The organism is Spirillospora sp. CA-128828, from assembly GCF_050945415.1.
GTDB lineage: Bacteria > Actinomycetota > Actinomycetes > Streptosporangiales > Streptosporangiaceae > Spirillospora.
Genome location: NZ_CP191986.1, coordinates 2,071,663 through 2,089,126 on the forward strand (window position 1 = coordinate 2,071,663; position 17,464 = coordinate 2,089,126).

Below are 17,464 nucleotides of genomic sequence, written 5' to 3' on the forward strand. Positions count from 1 at the left end.
CAGCGCATCAGTCGGCCGTGACGCGGGGCTTCTTGAAGCGTTCCGCGTGCTCGGCCGCCCACTGCGCGAACGTGCGCGCCGGGCGGCCCGTCACGCGCTCAACGGTGTCGTCTACGGTTCTGGAGGCGTCGTCGGAAGCGGCGTACCAGCCGATGACGAACTCGGCGTCCGCCCGAGAGACACCGGTGGCCATCAGCCTGTCGACGGCTTGTTCGTGCGTGATCGTGGCGAAGGCGATGTCGTGGCCGGTCGCCTGCGACAGGACGGCGATCCGTTCGCGTGGTGTCAGCGTCTCAGGCCCGGTGAGGTTGTAGGCACGCCCCGTGTGGCCGTCGTCGAGCAGCGCGATCGCCGCCACCGCCCCGATGTCGGCCTCGTGGACGAGAGCGCTGGGAAAGTCGTACGGCTCGCGGACGATCCCCTCGGCCTGGATCGGCTCGATCCAGGTCAGGGTGTTGGACATGAACTCCTGGGGTTCCAGGCGCGTCCACTCCACACCCGAGTCGGCCACGGCCTGCTCGACCGGCCCCACACCGCCGCCCCAGACCACGGTGATGCGCCGCACCCCCGCATCGACCGCCCGCCGCACGAGCTCGGGCCCGACCTCGGCGAGCCCCGCCGTCACAGTGATGTGCAACCGGCTGACACCATCAAGAGCGGTGCCCAGCTTCGCTGGTGCGGTGTGCGTCCCGTCCACCAGCTCCACCTCGGCCGGAAACCTTCCCGCGGCCTCGGCCGGATTCCGCGTCAGGGCCCGGACCCGCTCTCCTCGGCGGACCAGCTCCGCCACTACGTGCCGGCCGGTGTTCCCGGTGGCACCTGTAACCAGTGTCGTCACAGTTGATTCCTTTCGTCGCCGACGACGCTAGGAACTCAACCGCCCTTGAGGTCAAGCCCGCCGTCACCGGCGGCCGAGTACCGCCTCGGTGGGGCGCGTGGAGGCCATCGCTCAGGCTGAGGGCTCCAAAGTAATACGGCCCCCGTGTGAAACCTGGGGGCCGTGACTGGGGAGCGACGACGTTGACGTCATCGCCGGTTGATACGAAGCGACTCTTTGCCGGGCCGCTTGTTGATGGCTGCAACGCCGCGGGCGGTGAAGAGCACCATGATGACGCCCGTCACCCACCACGGCAGTTCGATGCACATGAACACGGCCACCACCACGCAGGCGATGACCACTGCACCCCACATCACGAAGCGGAGGTAGGGCCACTGCTTGACGACGCCCGCAACTGTCATCGCGGTCACGCAGGAGAAGAAGGTGAACAGCAGCCACTGTCCATTCGCAGCCGAGATCACGGCCGCCATGACGAGCACGAAGGGCGTGAGGATACCGGCGACGAAAGAATTGGAGAACATGACTGCCTCTTTCTTGTTTGTGTTCTGGTTTGTAGGGTTGGGTTTATTTTTACGCCTGGTTGGATACAGGCCTTGCCCTAGACTGTCCGGGACGGTGAGCGATCCGCAACAGGGAACCCGAGAGCGTTCGGCATCAAGAAGGCGGGCCGTCGCGCCGACGTCCGGTATCTGAGATCTTCCAACAATGGCGAGCCGGGCCAGAGCCTCACGTGTGGATTGCGCGGCCCCTTTTCCGACCCCCGCCTTAGTGCCGCAACGGCATTTGCAGCCCGGCTTGTAGTGGATCTCTCGCGCTTGAGGTCAGGCGCCGCCGCTCTGCTCCGCAGGCCACGCTCAGCGCGTAGCCGTTGGAGTAGCCCACCTTCCTCGCGATCGTGTGCACCGTGTGGTCGGTCTCGCGCAGCAGGTCTGCCGCCAGGGCGATCCTCCAACCGGCGAGATAGGCCATCGGCGGTTCGCCGACCAGAGCGGTGAAGCGCCGGGCGAGTGCCGCCCGCGAGACGCCCACCTTGGCCGCCAGGCCCGCCACCGTCCACGGGTGGGCGGGTGCGTCGTGGAGCAGCCGCAGCGCGGCACCCGCTACCGGGTCGTCCAGCGCGCGGCACCAGGCCGGGGCATCGGCATCGGGGTCGTCGAACCAGTCGCGCAGCGCGGAGACCAGCATCAGGTCCAGCAACCGGTCCAGCACCAGCTGCTGTCCCGGCCGGGCTCTGGCGACCTCCTCGGCCACCGTCTCCACCGCCGGGAAGGTGCCGTCTCCGGCCGGCGCCACCAGCACGGCGGGAAGCGCCTTCAGGAGCCGTTCGCTGAGCTCTCCCCGGCGCTCGAAAGCACCGCTGAGCAGCACGGCGGCTCCCTCGGCATCCGTTCCGCACGTTCGGGCGGGCCCGAGGGCGTGCTCGACGCCCTCGGTCGCCGAGCAGTAGTCGGCGCTGGTCACCTCCAGCGAGGGTGTGGTCGCGGGGTCGTCGGCCACCGTGTAGGGCGCGTCGCCGCGGATGACGGCGATGTCTCCGGCTTCGATGAGCGCCGGCTCGTGCCCGTCAGGAACGATCCAGGCATGGCCGCGCAGCATCGTGGCCAGCGTCAGCGGGGCACCGCTGGCCATCCGAAGGGCCCAGGGGGTTGCATGATCGTCTGTCGGAAGACGGCACCGCGCGCCCGTATCCCAGCCAACAACTCCGACACGGCGTCCATGGCCTCAGCGTAGACGTCTGGACATCAGATGGAGCGTTCAAGCCATGGATCGTCTCGGAGGCAGCCGGTTGACTGGGGCCATGTCTGAACATCCAATTCTGGTCACCGGGGCGACCGGTAAGTCTGGCCGCCGCGTCGTCAGCCGGCTGCGGGCCGAAGGGCTGCCGGTTCGCGCGGCGTCCCGCAACGGGGAGCACCACTTCGAGTGGACCAGCAGGCGCACCTGGGATTCGGCGCTGGAGAGCGTGCGGTCCGTCTACATCGTGCAGCTGGACGGCACGAAGCTTGTTCGCCCGTTCGTCGAGCGGGCTGTGCGGCACGGGGTACAGCGGATCGTGCTGGCGTCCGGACGCGGCATCGACGATCCGGGTTACGCCAAGGACGTCGGCGGTGTCCTGGAGGGCATCCGCGACAGTGAGGCCGCAGTACGCGAGAGTGGCGTGGAGTGGACGATCAGCAGGCCAGGCTGGTTCGCGCAGAACTTCAGCGAGGGCTTCTTCGCCGACGCCATCCGTGACGGTGAGTTGCGGCTACCCGCCGGCGACGGGGCCGCAAGCTTCGTCGACGCCGAGGACATCGCCGCGGTCGTGGCCGCCGCCCTCACCGACGACCGGCACGCGGGCCAGATCTATGAATTGTCCGGATCCCGGGCGGTGACACTGACCGAGGTGGTCGCCACGATCTCCGAGGTCACCGGCCGCGAAATCCGCTACGTGCCGCTTTCAGTCGAGGAGTACGTCGCGGAACTCGTTCAGCAGGGATCGCCGCCCGCTGACGCCGAAGCCTTCGCCGACGTCATTGAGCCGCTCAGGGAGGGGACGGACGCGTACGTCTCCGACGGCGTGGAGCGTGCCATCGGCCGCCGGCCACGGACCTTCGCCGACTTCGCCAAGTCCACTGCCGCTGCGGGCGGTTGGCCGGCCTGACCGTCACTGGAACGTCGGCGTCATCGCCTGGTGTTGCGGAGCGACTCGATGCCGGGTCGCTTGTGGTTGGCCCAAATGAAGCCGATGCCGAAGAGCACCACGAGGATGCCCAGCAGCCACGGCAATTCGATGCCCATGTACACGAGCGTCAGCACGACGGCGATGGCCAGCGCGATGGCCAGTGCGCCCTTCAGCGGGAAGCGGAGCCAGGGCCACTCCTTGACGGCAATGGACACTGTGATCGCCGTCGCGGTGGAAAGGCAGGTGAACAGCAGCCACCATCCCGCCACGGCCGAGATCACGTCCGCCACGGCGAGTGCGAAGAGCGTGATGATTCCGAGGGAAATCTTGGAGGGCATGGTCGCCTGTTTTTGGCTAGCCGGACATGGGGCTCGCTCTAGACCGTCCGAGCCGGCGAGCGATCCGCAGTACTGCAACGGCATTCGCGTCCTGGAGTCGCAGGTTCAGGGGCTCCTTGTCGTCAGGCGGTGGGGCCGTCGAGGTCGAACAGGCGTCCGTAGCCGCTGACCGGCAGGGAGATCCGGCCCCTGCGCAGGGCGTGCCAGAAGAGCACCTGGTTGGCCGTGAGAACGGCACAGCCGAGGGCCTCTTCGAGCGCCTCGATCACTCCCACGGCCCGGAATCCGTTCCCGCCGATGAACAGCGCGTCGACTCCCGCGGGCACGTTCCCCCGGATCCACTCGTACAGCCCGGCCGGGGTGACGGCACGCTGGTCGCTCCGCACACCGCACGGCGCATGGTGGACCACGTCGAATCCCTCGCCGGTGAAGAACCGGGCACCGGAGGCGTTTAGATCCTCGTCGAACCATGGCGGGTCGAGCAGCACGATGCTCCGCGCCTCCAGCATGCGGAGGGCGCGCAGCGCGGCGGTGCAGGTGGCGACCACGGGAATCCCGCCGGTACGCCCTTCGAGCCGGTCGATCATCTCCGCCTCGCCGTCCGCCCCCAGCAGGTACCCCGAACTCGTGAAGCCGAACGCGATCACCTGGAGCGGCGCGCCGGCCAGGAGTTCGGCCGCCCGGTCCACGTGCGGTGGCCGGGCGAACGCCCGGACCGGCTCAAGCGGAATCGTCGGATCCATCCCGCCGCCGGCCCTCATGGCGCCGAACTCCACCCGGGAGGCGTGCACGCCGACACCGTTAGGCGCCATGGCCCGCAGTTCGGACTCCGGACCGACGTCCGCATGGGGCGTCAGCACACCGATCCGGCCGGTCACATCCCAGCCGTCAGGTCTCCACATGATCCATCCCCTCACGCACGCTCTGGCCTGCCTGTTTCTTCACCAGAGGCGGCCCGGACACACCTCGGCACACGGCCCTGGACGTGCACGGACGGGAGATACGTCGTTCGCAATCCTGGGAAGCTGTCGCTAACAAAGCAGGAGATCACGCGGCGACGGCGCGCGCTCGATGAGGAGGAACTCATGTCCTATCCAGACGCCTTCTACCTGGGAGACAAGGGCGAGATCAGCGGTGCGCTCCGAACCGCGGGCACCGCGCCGGAACTGTCGATCGGCGGACGCACGAACGTGCACTACCTGGCCACCGGCGCCAGTACCGGCGGCCATTACGGGCTCTACCGGTGGGAGATGGGCACTGAGCCGTCAGGTTCCGGGGCGCACTTCCACCGGACCTTTTCCGAATCGTTCTTCGTCCTGAGCGGGACGGTCAGCCTGTACAACGGCGAAGACTGGCGAGATCGTGGAGAGCGGCCGACAACTCAGCGAGCAGGAGTGGGCTGACCTCTACCACCGCCACGACCAGTACATGGTCTGACCCGTACCCCAGTGGCCCGCATCAGTCGTCCAGAACCTCGATCAGCGGGGCCGCCCCTTCGTTGACCGTGCCCATGGCCTCCTGGGACACGCCGTCCCTGGTGCCCGTGATGCGCATGGGGGAGATCGGCGTCACGAGATAGGTCCCGGGTTCCAGGACCTTCGGCCCCGGGATCCGGAGTGTGGCGGTGGCCGTCTGAGTGCTCAGGTAGGCGCATTCTGCCGCCACATAGGGTTGCGCCATTTCCGGCCGTGTGAACTTCGCCCGCACGAAGATGGCGCCCGTGCCCGTGGGGAGTTCCTTCGGTTTTGCGGGCGGGACGCGGTAGAAGGCGAGATAGTCGCCTTCGAAGGGCGCATCGTCCCCATGCCAGCCGAACTCGAAGCCGCCCACGGTGTCCGCACGCTTCGGGTCTTTGCCGAAGCATTGGCGGCGCCCGCCCGGGAAGTACTTCGCACCTTCCGGGGTCCGGGCTTTGAACCGCTGAACGAACCGCAGGCTCGTTCCGCGTTTGACCCTGGCCGGGGTCACCGTCATGGTCACGTCCATGTAGGGAGTGTCGGAGGCGGGCATGTTGATCTGCCCGGTCAGGACGCCCGGCCGGGTCCAATACGCATGGATGCCGCCGTGGCTCTCTCCGCCGACGCCCGGCCCCGCAGGCCAGAACACCCAGGCGGCGATCACTGCGCCGACACCGGCCGTTCCGATGGCCGCCGCGCCCTTCGCTCCGCCGACCTTGCCCAGGACGCCCTTGGACGCCGACGTTCCGGTCTTCGCCAGTACGTCCGATGTCACGGCGCCCTGGGCGGAGCCCAAGGAGGTGTGACCCGCCACGCCGGATGCGGCGGTGCCCACTGCGGTGGTCGATGCGCCGGGAGCCAGCAGGGCACCTCCGAGCATCGCCAGCGGAACCGCGGTGACCACGGTCGCGGCGACCGCGCCCAACGCGAGGATTCCTTGGCGCTCCCAGTCCGCGCCGTACGTCCGGACCGCGATGTCCTCCAACTCGCTGACGAACTCGTAGGCGTTCCAGACCCGTTCGGACGGCGTCTGGGCCAGGCCCCGCCGGACGAGTGGACGCAGGGGTTCAGGCACCTGCTCGAACGATGCGAAGCCCTGAGTGTGCGCCGTTTTCAACTCGGCGAGCGTCGTTCCGTGAAATGGCTTCCTACCGGTGACGCATTCGACGAACACGCCGGTGGCCGCGTAGAGGTCGGTCGCGGGAGTGGCGGGTTCGCCGGCCCATTGTTCCGGTGCCATGTACGCCGGCGTCCCGGCTTGACCGCCCTGACCGGTGAGGACGGCGATGCCGAAGTCGATCAGCCTGCTCTGCCCATCGTCCTGGACGAGCACGTTCGCGGGCTTGTAGTCGCGATGGACGACGCCGACCGCATGTGCCGCCGCCAACCCGAGCAGGGAGCCTTTCAGCGTCGCCAGCGCGGCTTCGGGTGTGAGCGGCCCGTCATGCTCGTCCAGCATCTTGCGGAGCGGACGGCCAGGCACCGCCTCCAGGATGATCGCCGCGCCCCGGGGCGATTCCAGATAGTCCAGGAGCCGCGCGACGTGCGGGTCGTTCACCCGCTTGAGCATCTGCGCCTCATCCCGGAAGGTGTTCCGGGCGTTCGTGTCTCCGAGCAGGCCAGCGGCCAGGTACTTGATCGCCACCGGTCCGCCGCCGGACTCATGCCGTGCGAGGACTACCTCGCCCTGGGCTCCGGATCCCAGCTCGGCCAGCTGGACGAACCCCGGTAACCGGTGAGCGGCCGAGGTCATTGCCCGGTGTTGGTCTGGATCTCGCTGACGACCAGTGGCGTGGGCTGGGAGGTCATGGTCTGGTCGTCGAGGACTCCGCCGGGGGAATCGCAGTCGGCGCCGTCACACGTCCAGCTGACCTTCCAGGTGATCGTGGCGGTGACTTTGTACAGTCCACCCGGTTGCCCAGCCGAGGATCGCTTGTACATGTAGTTGCAGGTCTTCCCGTCGCTGCTGCCTGCTCCAGGGCAGACCAGATTGTCCTCGCCAAGATTCCATGTGACGGACGCGGGTCTCGCCGTGGCCTGGACCGTTTGCGCGCCCACCGTGATCGGCTGGGTCTGGACGACATTGAAGGCGTCCACCCAAAGGGATGTCCGCACCCGCACGAAGGTCTTGCCCTTGGGAGCCGTGTGCGCCGTTGGTACGGGAAGCTCGGCCGAGTCTCTCGCCTGCTGCACCAATTGCCACGTGTTGGGAGGTGCGGCCGCCGGCGGTGCGTTGTAGGTGGGGTCATTGGCGACGTCCGCCCCCTCGTCCGCCGTCAGGCCCACGGGCGGGGGTGGCTGCACCGGCCCGCCGGCACCGCCCGGCCCTCCGCGCGTCCCACCACCGCCGCCAGGGGAGCCTCCCCGGGTCACACCGGACAGATTGCAGTCGAGGCCCTTGTTGCCGCCGCATCCGTAGGCCGCAGCCTGAGCCGGGAATGCGAGAGCGGAGGCGAGCAGGGCGGTCGCGACGATGACGCCTGACGCTGCTCGGCGCTGGGCGAGGTTGTTGTGAGACATCGCATGTCCTCTGCGGAATGTCAGCATGTGCCGTCCCGGACGGAGGCGGCGACCTTCCAGGAACCACCGTCGTATTGAACGGTGTACCGATACATGAAGGCACCGCCCGGTCCTCCGCCCGTCCGTTTGCCGGTCTTGGCGGAGAAGCGGTACCCGGCGAGGGTTCTGACGCAGTCGATCAAGTAGATCTTCGTGCTGTCTTTGGAACGGGCGTAGACCCGGGGATTGACGGTCTTCGTGAAGCGCCAGATCTCGCCCTTGGCCTTGGTGGCCTCGACATCGTTGGTGACCTCGGTGAGGAGGGGATCCATGGCGACGTCTGGCAGGGCGCCGGCGTCGTTCGTGTCGTACGCCTTCTTGTAGGCGTCCTGGTAGGCGCGGTAGCGGTCGAGCACCGTCTTGTAAAGCTGCGCCGTGGGGATGGCGGACGGGGCGACGGCGGCCGATGCCGGGGCGGTGCCGCCGGTGTCGAACTGGCCGTTGGGGGCGAGCTCGCCGCTGGAGGAAGAGCCGGACGAACCGCATCCCGCGGCCGCGCCCAGGGCCAGGAGGACGGGCAGAAAGGCGGCGCGGCGAGATCTCAGCGGGGAGGAACGGACCAACCGGGTGCGCATCGCCATCCCTGAGCGGCAGCAGACAACGGGGCGGAATACGCGCGAAAGCTTACAGAGCCGCGTGGGGCGAGAAAAGCCATTCGTTGCGAATGACTTGACCTCGACCATGCTTGAGGTACCACGCTGAAGCTACTACCGCAGATGAGAGGGGTTTTGATGCGTGCGGTGTGGCTGACGAAGTTCGGCGGTCCGGAGGTGCTGGTGCCGGGGGACGCGCCTGATCCGGTGCCGGGGGAGGGGCAGGCCCTCATCGAGGTCGAGTTCGTCAACATCACGTTCGTGGAGACGCAGCTCCGGTCGGGCACCGGTCCGGCGCCGGTGCGGCTGGAGCCGCCGGTCATCCCGGGCAACGGGGTCGGCGGCGTGGTCAGCGCGGTCGGGGACGGTGTCGACGGGACGCTCGTCGGGCGGAGGGTCGTCAGCAGCACCGGCGGCACCGGCGCCTATGCGGAGAAGGCGGTCGTGGCCGCGGACGGCCTGTTCGAGGTTCCCGGCGGCCTGGCGCTCGACGACGCGGTGGCCCTCCTGGCCGACGGACGGACGGCGACGATGATGCTGCGGGCCGCGCGCCCCCGTCCCGGTGAGCGTGTGCTGGTGGAGGCGGCGGCCGGTGGTGTCGGCACGCTCCTCGTCCAGCTGGCGAAGGCCAATGGCGCGCGGGTGGTCGCGGCGGCCGGGGGCGCGCGCAAGACCGAGACGGCCGTGCGGCTCGGCGCGGACGAGACGGTCGACTACAGCGAGCCCGGCTGGGCGCGGAAGGTCGGGAAGGTGGACGTCGTCTTCGACGGTGTCGGCGGCGACGTGGCCCGTGAGGCGTTCACGCTGCTCCGGCAAGGCGGGCGCATGGTCAGCTTCGGGCTCGCTAGCGGCGAATGGGCGAGCATCCCCGAGGAGGACGCGCAGGAGCGCGGTGTGACGATCGTCCGCCCGTCGGCCACTCCCGAGGAGCTTCGCGAGTTCACGATCAGCGCGCTGGAGGAAGCGGCCCGGAAGAGGCTCAAGCCGCTGATCGGCCAGCGGTTCCCGCTCGACGACGCCGCCGGAGCGCATGCCGCGATCCAGTCGCGCCGAAGCGTCGGCAAGACCCTCCTTGAGGTCAGCCGACCTTCTTGAGAAATGCGTCCAGCGAACGTTCGTAGGCGGCCGGGTCGACGTTCCAGGACTGGGTGTGGTCGCCCGGCGTGGCGATGTGCGTGACCATGCCGGGCGGCGCCGTCCGGGCGAACGCGAAGGCCGGCCTGTTCGCGACCATCTCGTCGTCCTTCGTGGTGAACATGAGCACCGGTGTGCGGAGATCGGGCGCGTACCGGCGCTGGTCGAAGTCGGACAGGTCGATGCCGATGCGCCACTCCACGATGCGCTTGGCCAGGTTCGTGATGAAGCCGGGCAGGTGACGGGCGTCGCCCTGCTTGTCAAAGGTGTCGCTCCAGTCCATCACGGGGGAATCGAGCACGACCCCTCGGACGAACGACGGGTCCTTCCGCAGCGTCGTCATCACCATGGCGCCGCCCATGGACCACCCGTACAGGACGACGCCCGTCGCGCCGTGCGCACGCGCGTAGCCCATGGCGGAGACGACGTCATGCCATTCGGTGGCGCCGAGATGGTTCTTCCGGTCGCGGGACGGCGGCGCGCCCACGTCGTTCCGGTAGGCGATGGACATCATCGGCAGGCCCTGCGCGTGAACGGCCCGCATGACGCGGAACGTCTCGGCCTTGTCGGCGTTCCGTCCATGGACGCCGATGACCCATGTCCCTTTGTAGGACGTTCCGGGTATCAGCCAGGCGGGCATGGGCCCGACTTCCGACGGATACAGGACGTCCTGGAAAGGCAGCCCGAGCGCCGTCTTCGGATCGCCGTCATACAGCCAGTGGTCGATCTCGACCGGCGCACCCTTCTCCAAGGCGCCTTCCTTGACGGACGTCACCTTCCGCACCACGTGCGAATCGTCACCGCCGACGACGGGCCCGAGCATGGCGCGTCCGCCCTTCCAGACGAGCGCCCAGGTTCCGGAACGTTCCGTCGCCGGATCGCGGGGCAGCGTGACCGTGCCGTTCCCCGTGTCCTCGATCGTGAACGGGTACTCGGCCGAATGATCGACCTCGATGGCGACGCCGGCGAAATACCAGGCGACGCCGCCGACGACCGCGCCCAGAAGCACGATGATCGCGACGGCCGCGGCCATCAGCCGGCGGGCACTGCGGCGGCGTGGGCGGTCCGGCGGCCGGGGGGCCGCCGAGGCGGATGACTCTGGCGCTGCGGTCGACACGACATCGAAGTTAGCCTCCCGCGAGCGTCGCGAACGCCCGGGGCACTCCGCAATAGATTGATCCGTGCGGTTAACCTGCCGGGCAGGTGCCATCGGGGAAGCCATCGGGACGGAGGGACGGAGCCGGTGACGGGGCAGCACGACCGCATCGCGGAACTCGAGAGCCGGATCGTCGGGTTCGCCCGGCAGATGGCCCCGCCGGGCTGGCGGCGGATCGATCTGCACTGCGTCGCGACCGTCGCCGTGAACGACGTCGCGCTGACCGTGCTGACCGGGGACGGCAAGACCGTGACGGCCGAGACCGTCCCGCCGGAGCTGACCGGCATGCTGATGGAGCTGCGCCGCGCCCACTACGTGCCCGAGCGGGGCACCTGGTTCTCGATGATCGCGATCATCGAGCCCGATTCCGCGCGCCCGCTCTACAACCTCGACTTCGATCCGCTGTGGAACCCGCCGATACCGGGGGACGCCTGGCGGCGCGACCAGATCGTCATGCCTCGGGAGGGCGCCAACGTGCCCGGCTGGCTGAGCGACCGCCTGGACGGCCGCGAGCCCGTCGGTAGACCCGCCCACGACCCCGGGCCGATGGACCCGGTCGAGCAGATGGAGTTGCTGTCCGACCAGGTCGCCGTCCTGGTCGCCGATCACGCGCCGCCGCTGTGGGAGAAGATCTCCGGGCACTACCAGGCGGTCGGCGGGCACGTGGAACTGCCCGCGACGACGTGCCGGCGCGCCGACGGCTCCCAGGCGTCCTGGACGGCCCCCGCGGCGATCACCGGGCTCCTCGACCGGCTCCGCGCAGGGACGCACGCGTTCCAGGGCTCCACCTGGTTCCGGATCGACTTCGAGGTCGTGTACGAGGACGGCGCCGTCCGCTGCCGGGCGAGATTCAACAACGACGACGAGCCGCGCTGGGACCGGGAGCCGTCCGCCGACGACGTCCGGCGCGAGCTTGAACGCTTCCCGCGCGACGACGTTCCCGAGTGGATGACGCGGCGGCTCCGCACGCGTCCGCACCCGGTCACGGTGGCCGACACACCGCCTCCCATGCCGCGGACCGGCCTCCGGCGGGCCCGGATCTTCGACCATGCCGCCCCAGAGGGGGGACGTCCGGCCGTGTCGCGCCCGCCCATCCCGCCGGACGAGACCGACCGCGTCGCCGAGTACCTGCGGGAGGCCCCGACCGTCATGGCCGCCCGCTCGAACGCCCCCGACAGGCTCGACCCCTCGCGCGGCGCGTCGGTCCCGCTGACGTTCCACACCGACGGGACGTGGGTGTGGTCGGGCGCGGTGGCCTATTACCTGAGCGAGCACGGCATCCCGCCAGAGCCCGACCTGGTCGCGCACATAAGGGCCAACGAGTTCCGTGTACCGGCGGTGGACGACGACACCCTGGACGCAGCGAACGCCGACGTGACGGGCCGGCCCGCCCCCGAACGCGTCCGTACGGAGGCAGAGCCCGATTGGGTGAGCAGGCTCCAGCACCGCCTGGACCAGCTCCGTGTGGACCGCGCCGCATACCGCGTCAACGACACGGCCGAAGGGGTCTGGTGCCTTCTGGCTCAGGCAGACCGCTGGTCGGTCTTCCAGGTGCGGGACGGTGAGCGTCGCAAGGAGGTCGTCTTCGACGACACCGAGCAGGCGTCCGCGCATCTGCTCGGACGGCTTCTCATAGACCCGCGCCACACCGTCCAGGACGGGCCCTTCGAACCGCTCCCGGGCGAGCCTCCGCTCTCCCTTCTGCGCGACCGCCACGTGATGGAGCTGACCGCAGGCACGGAAGTGGACCGCTACGGCGGCCCAAGCGGCAATGTGACCTACACGGCCCGCACGCCGTATCCGCAGAGGTCGCTTCCACCCGAATGGCAGGACCGCCCGTACCACGTCTACCGGTTGCAGCGGGCGACGGAGACGCTGACCGGCACGGCCGTCCCGTGGTTCGGGCAGCCGGGCGGCGGGACGGCGCACGTGTTCCGCCGGTCCCTCGCCAACCTGCTCGCCGACGGCAGCCTCATCGAGGTGCCTGACGGCTGATCACACGCCGCCGATCGCCGAGACCAGCCCCAGCGCCAGCACCAGGTCGAGGTGGATGAACGTCTCCAGCTTCGCGCCGGGCGGGACGTCCGGGTCGGCGGCGAGCCGGTCGAGGACGGCGAGCGCGGCGGGGGAGTCCAGGTCGTCCGCCAGCGCGGCCTCGGCCTCGGCCGCGTACGCGCGGTTCATGGGACGCCCCGGCGACGTCGCCCATTCGGCGACCTTGCCGCGCCACACGTCCAGCCGCTCCTTGGCGGACGACAACCGGACGGGCGACAGCTCCAGCGGCTCCCGGTAGGGGACCTCCAGCATCGCCAGACGCGCGGCGAGCGCGTCCGACGACGCCCACCCCCCGGTCTCCTGAGGCACGACCAGGCACAGCGCGTCCATATCGGCCGCACCGGACACGTAGACGTCGGCGTCCGGGGTCGAAGCGTCCTGGAACGGCTGGATGTTGTAGTCGTCCAGACCCTTCGCGGAGACGCCCGTGCTCATCACCTGGACGTGGCGCCCGGCCCGTTCCGCGACCCGCCGCAGCAGGTCGGCGACGACCGCCCGGCGATATCCGCCGCCTGTGCCGTTCGAGGGGGGACGCCCCCCCACGCCCCCCGACGCGCCTGCGGCGCCGCCTGTGACCTGGATGCGCAGCCCGCGCCCGGCCGGCAGCGCCTCCGCACGTCCCGTCCGATGGTCGTGAAGCCGCAGCATGCCTCCACCCTAGGGCGGGGCTACAGCGGGCGGTCGGAGGCCAGGGGGCCGAAGGTCGCGGGCGCGGCGCCGTCGGACCGGCGGACGGCCGCGAACCGGAGCCGCACGTAGTCGGCCACCCAGCCGGACTCCCGGCGCAGCGCGGGCGCGGCCAGGTCGTTCACCCGGTCGAGCAGCGGGTCGACCATCTCCGCCGGGACTTCGGCCAGAGCGCGCGCGGCATAGGCGCGGACCCAGTCGGCGGCGCCGTTCGGCCCCTCGGTCATCCGGGTCGGACGTTCGGCGTGCTCCAGCAGCCGCAGCGTGAACCCGGCCTCCTCCAGCTTGGTCGCGTACTCGGCCGGCGACGGGAAGTACCAGGGCAGCTCGGGCTCGCCGAGGCCGAACACCCGCCAGGCCGTCTGCATCGCGACGATCAGCTCGGCGCAGTTCCCGGCCCCGCCCAGCTCGCCGACGAACCGGCCGCCGGGACGCAGCGCCGCGTGCACGCGGCCGATCACGGCGTCGGGGTCGCGGGTCATCCAGTGCAGGGCCGCGTTCGAGGCGACCGCGTCGAACGACTCGCCGACGGCGAAGTCGTGGGCGTCGCCGACGATGAACGACAGCCCGGGGTGCGTCGAGGTCGCCTGCGCGACCATCTCCGGGCTGCCGTCGATGCCCATCACCTCGGCGCCCCGCTCCGCGATCTCGGCGCTGAACGAGCCGGTGCCGCAGCCGAGGTCGATGACTCGTTCGCCGGGCTGCGGATCGAGCAGATCGACCAGGGGGGCACCGTGCGCGGACACATACCCGAAGGCGGAGTCGTACGTCGTCACGGCCCAATTCACTGTCATAATTTATCGGACAATGCCTGCTCGGGAGGTGGCGTTGCAGTGGCGGACGTCACGTCGGAGGTCCGCATCGTGGGGGCCGAGGGGCCGGACGGCCTGACCCTCCGCACCTCCGGCCTGTCCGCGCGGGGTCTGCCGGAACTGCGCGCTTCGGGGCTGCCGCCCTATCTGGGGCAGGGGTGGGCGCGCGTCCTCGCCGAACTCGCACGGCGCCTCGCGGCCACCGGCGAGATCCCCGGCGGAGAGATCGCGCCCGGTGTTGAGATCCGTCTCACACCCGCGGACGACGGCACGCTGGCGCCCGTACCGCCGCCGGGCCGCGACCTCGCCGAGTGGCGCCGGGACGTTCTGCTCCGGCTGTTTCCCGAGGCCAGGATCTGAAAGTCGTTCTAGAATCGGATTCTGACCAGCTGCCGGGCCGGGAGAAGGGTGCACAGGGTGCCGTACGCAGAGATCGAGTACGAGGTTCGGGACGGGATCGCCACGGTCACGCTGAACCGGCCGGAGAAGCTGAACGCCTTCACGTTCGTCATGCGCAAGGAGCTGCTCGACGTCTTCGACAGTATCGACGCCGACGACGACGTGCGGGTGGTCGTGGTGACCGGCGCCGGGCGCGCCTTCTGCGCGGGCGCCGACCTGAGCGGTGGCGGCGGCACCTTCGACAAGGAGAAGTCGAAGGACATGTTCGCCGGCGAGGACGACGTCCTGGAGGACGGCACCCTGCGCGACGGCGGCGGCACGGTCGCGCTCCGGATCGCGCGCTGCCTCAAGCCCGTCATCGGCGCGTTCAACGGCGCCGCGGTCGGCGTCGGCGTGACCATGACCCTCCCGATGGACGTCCGGCTCGCCAGCGAGAAGGCCAGGTTCGGCTTCGTCTTCGCGCGCCGCGGCATCGTCACCGAGGCCGCGTCCAGCTGGTTCCTGCCGCGCATCGTCGGCATCTCGCAGGCCATGGAATGGGCCGCGACAGGCCGCGTCTTCGACGCCCAGGAGGCCCTCGCCGGACGTCTCGTCTCCCGCCTCTACGCTCCGGACGAGCTCCTGCCCGCCGCCTACGCGCTCGCCCGCGAGATCGCGGGCAACACCTCCGCGATCTCCGTCGCCGCGATCCGCCGCCTCATGTGGTCGGGCCTGTCCGCGCCGTCCCCGTGGGACGCGCACATCGCCGACTCCCGCCTGATGGCCACCCTTGGCGGCGGCGCCGACGCGATCGAGGGCGTCTCGTCCTTCCTGGAGAAGCGCGACGCCGACTTCCCCCTGCGCGTCGGCAAGGATCTTCCGCCCGAAGTGCCCGACTGGCCCGTCCGGTAGGCCCGGGCGAGGTCAAAGGACGATCTTGATTTTCCGGACCATGGGGATATGTGTTGCCAGTGTGACGGAGGGTATCAAGCGCCCCTAGGCAACACGTTCGGGGGTGCGTGGTGCGGATCAGGAATATCGCCATCGTCGGTGCCGGACTGCTGCTCGCGGGGGGATGCAGCCACGCGGAACGCCAGGCGCGGACCGCCGGCGAGCACGCCACGCTGGGACGCAAGGCGCCCGCCACCCGGGCACCGAGCCCGACACCGCCCCCGCCCAGGAACATCAACTGCGACCAGGTGAAATGCGTCGCGCTGACGTTCGACGACGGACCCGGCCCGTACACGGCGCGGCTTCTCGACACGCTCAAGAAGGACGGCGTCCGGGCCACGTTCTTCATGCTCGGGGAGAACGTCGGAGCCCATCGTGATCTCGTCCGCAGGATGGCGCTGGAGGGCCACGAACTCGGCAACCACACCTGGTCCCACCCGCAGCTGACCGGGCTGTCGTCCGCCGAGGTGCGCTCGCAGATCCAGCGGACGCAGAAGGTCATCGGGGAGGCGTCCGGCGGGATCCGTCCGACGCTGGTGCGGCCGCCGTACGGGGCGACGAACAAGCACGTCGGCCAGGCCGTCGGCATGCCGCTGATCATGTGGAGCGTGGACACGCTCGACTGGCGCTACCGCGACGTGGCCCGCGACACGCGGGTCGGGATCAAGGAGCCGAAGAGCGGCGGGATCGTCCTCTTCCACGACATCCACAAGCCGAGCGTCGAGTCCATCCCGAAGGTGGTGGACGGGTTGAAGAAGCGCGGCTTCACGTTCGTCACCGTGTCGGAGCTGTTCGAGGGGGTGCGGCTCAAGCCGGGTGGGTCCTACCTTGAGCGCGTCCCGAAGCCCAAGCAGGTCACGGCCGGCCCGACGCCGTCCGGCTCATCCACCGGCCCGCCGCCCGCGAGCCCGGTGCCGCCGAGCCCTGCGCCCGCGAGCCCGGCCCCGGGGAGTCCCCGCTAGTCGTCCTCCCGGCGGGGGCGGCGCCGGGGCGGCGGCTGCGGCGGGACGACCTTCGCCGCGACCATGGCGTCCTCGGGCACCTCGACCAGTTCGCCGGTGCGACGGCGCACCGCCAGCGTCCCGCCGGACCACGATTCGAGCATGCCCACGACGTCGCTGTACTCTCCCGTTGGCAGACGACGGCGCAGCGAGATCCGCTGACCCACGTCCGCGCTACTGATGGCCACCACCAGGCGTGCGGCGAAGCGGCCTGACATGTGAGGACCCCCCATGTCGAATCGACGGTGCCGGGGTGGCCATACTATTCACAGCGAGCTTGCGGTGACCCGTGACGTGCGGCGGGGCCGGATATCCGAGAGGAGTCACTGACGTGACCTACGTCATTGCGCAGCCCTGCGTGGACCTGCTCGACAAGGCATGCATCGAGGAGTGCCCGGTCGACTGCATCTACGAGGGCAAGCGCATGCTGTACATCCACCCGGACGAGTGCGTCGACTGCGGTGCGTGCGAGCCGGTCTGCCCGGTTGAGGCGATCTACTACGAGGACGACACGCCCGACCAGTGGAAGGACTTCTACAAGGCGAACGTGGAGTTCTTCGACGACCTGGGCTCGCCCGGCGGCGCGTCCAAGGTCGGGAAGATCGACAAGGACCACCCGCTCGTCGCCGCGCTGCCTCCGCAGAGCCAGGAGGACTGACAGGCAACCGCAGCGGAGCGAGGATTGCCTGTCAGTCCCCTCTCGGGGGTCTGGGGGTCGCCCCCAGGGCGAAACGGCCGGGTCGGTCGGCGGGGGCGCCCGCGAGGGCGCGTCTCGTAGGGCCGCTTGTGTCGAAACGGGCCGTGGTCGGGCGAACGACCACGGCCCGGCTGATTTCTGAG

20 protein-coding genes are annotated in these 17,464 nt (G+C 69.8%); 8 read left to right on the forward strand and 12 right to left on the reverse strand.

Features of this window, described 5'->3' with window-relative positions; translation table 11 throughout:
- Positions 1-7 precede the first annotated feature (7 nt).
- The 3 genes from ACQPXG_RS10410 to ACQPXG_RS10420 form a co-directional block, all read right to left on the reverse strand.
- Positions 8-838 carry an NmrA family NAD(P)-binding protein gene (locus tag ACQPXG_RS10410; RefSeq protein WP_433467430.1) on the reverse strand — a complete coding sequence of 277 codons (831 nt, stop codon included), beginning with the start codon at positions 836-838 and terminating at the stop codon, positions 8-10.
- A 188-nt stretch (positions 839-1,026) separates the two neighbouring features.
- Positions 1,027-1,359 (reverse strand): hypothetical protein, encoded by a 333-nt coding sequence (locus ACQPXG_RS10415; protein ID WP_433467431.1) that lies wholly within the window; start codon positions 1,357-1,359, stop codon positions 1,027-1,029.
- 244 nt (positions 1,360-1,603) lie between these two features.
- Positions 1,604-2,467, reverse strand: a complete 864-nt coding sequence (locus tag ACQPXG_RS10420) for an AraC family transcriptional regulator (RefSeq protein WP_433467432.1) — start codon at positions 2,465-2,467, stop codon at positions 1,604-1,606.
- A 169-nt stretch (positions 2,468-2,636) separates the two neighbouring features.
- On the opposite strand from ACQPXG_RS10420, the gene ACQPXG_RS10425 reads away from it, so the two are divergent.
- The gene (locus ACQPXG_RS10425; RefSeq protein ID WP_433467433.1) at positions 2,637-3,482 is read left to right on the forward strand and encodes an NAD(P)H-binding protein; all 846 of its coding nucleotides are present in this window, start codon (positions 2,637-2,639) and stop codon (positions 3,480-3,482) included.
- A 20-nt stretch (positions 3,483-3,502) separates the two neighbouring features.
- Here the strand turns inward: ACQPXG_RS10425 and ACQPXG_RS10430 are convergent, their stop codons facing one another.
- Both ACQPXG_RS10430 and ACQPXG_RS10435 read right to left on the reverse strand, forming a co-directional pair.
- Positions 3,503-3,841, reverse strand: coding sequence for a hypothetical protein (locus ACQPXG_RS10430; protein WP_433467434.1), 339 nt, complete (start codon positions 3,839-3,841; stop codon positions 3,503-3,505).
- A gap of 122 nt (positions 3,842-3,963) precedes the next feature.
- Positions 3,964-4,743, reverse strand: a complete 780-nt coding sequence (locus ACQPXG_RS10435) for a maleate cis-trans isomerase family protein (protein WP_433467435.1) — start codon at positions 4,741-4,743, stop codon at positions 3,964-3,966.
- A 183-nt stretch (positions 4,744-4,926) separates the two neighbouring features.
- Between ACQPXG_RS10435 and ACQPXG_RS10440 the strand changes: the two genes are divergently transcribed.
- Positions 4,927-5,244: a hypothetical protein gene (locus tag ACQPXG_RS10440; protein WP_433467436.1), complete on the forward strand. Its 318-nt coding sequence runs from the start codon at positions 4,927-4,929 to the stop codon at positions 5,242-5,244.
- Between the two features lie 55 nt (positions 5,245-5,299).
- Here ACQPXG_RS10440 and ACQPXG_RS10445 read toward each other — a convergent pair whose 3' ends face one another.
- From ACQPXG_RS10445 to ACQPXG_RS10455, 3 genes are read right to left on the reverse strand one after another with little or no spacing between them, the layout of a single operon-like run.
- Positions 5,300-7,051, reverse strand: coding sequence for a serine/threonine-protein kinase (locus tag ACQPXG_RS10445; RefSeq protein ID WP_433467437.1), 1,752 nt, complete (start codon positions 7,049-7,051; stop codon positions 5,300-5,302).
- Positions 7,048-7,818 carry a hypothetical protein gene (locus tag ACQPXG_RS10450; RefSeq protein ID WP_433467438.1) on the reverse strand — a complete coding sequence of 257 codons (771 nt, stop codon included), beginning with the start codon at positions 7,816-7,818 and terminating at the stop codon, positions 7,048-7,050. The genes ACQPXG_RS10445 and ACQPXG_RS10450 overlap by 4 nt, the downstream gene beginning before the upstream one ends.
- 20 nt (positions 7,819-7,838) lie before the next feature.
- Positions 7,839-8,432, reverse strand: a complete 594-nt coding sequence (locus tag ACQPXG_RS10455) for a hypothetical protein (RefSeq protein ID WP_433467439.1) — start codon at positions 8,430-8,432, stop codon at positions 7,839-7,841.
- Positions 8,433-8,588: 156 nt separating this feature from the next.
- Here ACQPXG_RS10455 and ACQPXG_RS10460 point away from each other — a divergent pair, with 156 nt between their 5' ends.
- Complete coding sequence (locus ACQPXG_RS10460) at positions 8,589-9,545, forward strand: zinc-binding dehydrogenase (RefSeq protein ID WP_433467440.1); 957 nt, start codon at positions 8,589-8,591, stop codon at positions 9,543-9,545.
- On the opposite strand, the gene ACQPXG_RS10465 is transcribed toward ACQPXG_RS10460, so the two are convergent.
- Complete coding sequence (locus ACQPXG_RS10465; RefSeq protein WP_433467441.1) at positions 9,529-10,701, reverse strand: alpha/beta hydrolase family protein; 1,173 nt, start codon at positions 10,699-10,701, stop codon at positions 9,529-9,531. The genes ACQPXG_RS10460 and ACQPXG_RS10465 overlap by 17 nt on opposite strands.
- A gap of 126 nt (positions 10,702-10,827) precedes the next feature.
- On the opposite strand from ACQPXG_RS10465, the gene ACQPXG_RS10470 reads away from it, so the two are divergent.
- A complete protein-coding gene (locus ACQPXG_RS10470) occupies positions 10,828-12,735 on the forward strand; it encodes a glycohydrolase toxin TNT-related protein (RefSeq protein ID WP_433467442.1) in 1,908 nt (635 codons plus the stop codon).
- On the opposite strand, the gene ACQPXG_RS10475 is transcribed toward ACQPXG_RS10470, so the two are convergent.
- Entirely contained in the window at positions 12,736-13,443 is a 708-nt protein-coding gene (locus ACQPXG_RS10475) for a hypothetical protein (RefSeq protein ID WP_433467443.1), read from the reverse strand.
- A 20-nt stretch (positions 13,444-13,463) separates the two neighbouring features.
- Positions 13,464-14,270: a class I SAM-dependent methyltransferase gene (locus ACQPXG_RS10480; RefSeq protein WP_433467444.1), complete on the reverse strand. Its 807-nt coding sequence runs from the start codon at positions 14,268-14,270 to the stop codon at positions 13,464-13,466.
- 45 nt (positions 14,271-14,315) lie between these two features.
- Between ACQPXG_RS10480 and ACQPXG_RS10485 the strand changes: the two genes are divergently transcribed.
- The 3 genes from ACQPXG_RS10485 (at position 14,316) to ACQPXG_RS10495 (ending at position 16,585) form a co-directional block, all read left to right on the forward strand.
- Entirely contained in the window at positions 14,316-14,654 is a 339-nt protein-coding gene (locus ACQPXG_RS10485) for a hypothetical protein (protein ID WP_433467445.1), read from the forward strand.
- 57 nt (positions 14,655-14,711) lie between these two features.
- Positions 14,712-15,584 (forward strand): enoyl-CoA hydratase-related protein, encoded by an 873-nt coding sequence (locus ACQPXG_RS10490; protein ID WP_433467446.1) that lies wholly within the window; start codon positions 14,712-14,714, stop codon positions 15,582-15,584.
- A 110-nt stretch (positions 15,585-15,694) separates the two neighbouring features.
- On the forward strand, positions 15,695-16,585 hold the full coding sequence (locus ACQPXG_RS10495; RefSeq protein ID WP_433467447.1) for a polysaccharide deacetylase family protein: 891 nt from the start codon (positions 15,695-15,697) through the stop codon (positions 16,583-16,585).
- On the opposite strand, the gene ACQPXG_RS10500 is transcribed toward ACQPXG_RS10495, so the two are convergent.
- Positions 16,582-16,842, reverse strand: a complete 261-nt coding sequence (locus ACQPXG_RS10500) for a hypothetical protein (protein ID WP_433467448.1) — start codon at positions 16,840-16,842, stop codon at positions 16,582-16,584. The two genes, ACQPXG_RS10495 and ACQPXG_RS10500, sit on opposite strands and share 4 nt — an antisense overlap.
- Positions 16,843-16,955: 113 nt before the next feature.
- Between ACQPXG_RS10500 and fdxA the strand changes: the two genes are divergently transcribed.
- Positions 16,956-17,282, forward strand: coding sequence for a ferredoxin (fdxA, locus tag ACQPXG_RS10505; RefSeq protein WP_132203056.1), 327 nt, complete (start codon positions 16,956-16,958; stop codon positions 17,280-17,282).
- The last annotated feature ends 182 nt before the right edge of the window (positions 17,283-17,464 follow it).

Bases quoted from the DNA above. Each gene is read 5' to 3' on its own strand.
- ACQPXG_RS10440 (WP_433467436.1), top strand. From the start codon at position 4,927: ATGTCCTATCCAGACGCCTTCTACCTGGGAGACAAGGGCGAGATCAGC.
- ACQPXG_RS10460 (WP_433467440.1), top strand. From the start codon at position 8,589: ATGCGTGCGGTGTGGCTGACGAAGTTCGGCGGTCCGGAGGTGCTGGTG.
- ACQPXG_RS10430 (WP_433467434.1), bottom strand. From the start codon at position 3,841: ATGCCCTCCAAGATTTCCCTCGGAATCATCACGCTCTTCGCACTCGCC.
- ACQPXG_RS10450 (WP_433467438.1), bottom strand. From the start codon at position 7,818: ATGTCTCACAACAACCTCGCCCAGCGCCGAGCAGCGTCAGGCGTCATC.
- ACQPXG_RS10455 (WP_433467439.1), bottom strand. From the start codon at position 8,432: ATGCGCACCCGGTTGGTCCGTTCCTCCCCGCTGAGATCTCGCCGCGCC.
- ACQPXG_RS10415 (WP_433467431.1), bottom strand. From the start codon at position 1,359: ATGTTCTCCAATTCTTTCGTCGCCGGTATCCTCACGCCCTTCGTGCTC.
- ACQPXG_RS10475 (WP_433467443.1), bottom strand. From the start codon at position 13,443: ATGCTGCGGCTTCACGACCATCGGACGGGACGTGCGGAGGCGCTGCCG.
- ACQPXG_RS10425 (WP_433467433.1), top strand. From the start codon at position 2,637: ATGTCTGAACATCCAATTCTGGTCACCGGGGCGACCGGTAAGTCTGGC.
- ACQPXG_RS10420 (WP_433467432.1), bottom strand. From the start codon at position 2,467: ATGGCCAGCGGTGCCCCGCTGACGCTGGCCACGATGCTGCGCGGCCAT.
- ACQPXG_RS10500 (WP_433467448.1), bottom strand. From the start codon at position 16,842: ATGTCAGGCCGCTTCGCCGCACGCCTGGTGGTGGCCATCAGTAGCGCG.
- ACQPXG_RS10435 (WP_433467435.1), bottom strand. From the start codon at position 4,743: ATGTGGAGACCTGACGGCTGGGATGTGACCGGCCGGATCGGTGTGCTG.
- ACQPXG_RS10445 (WP_433467437.1), bottom strand. From the start codon at position 7,051: ATGACCTCGGCCGCTCACCGGTTACCGGGGTTCGTCCAGCTGGCCGAG.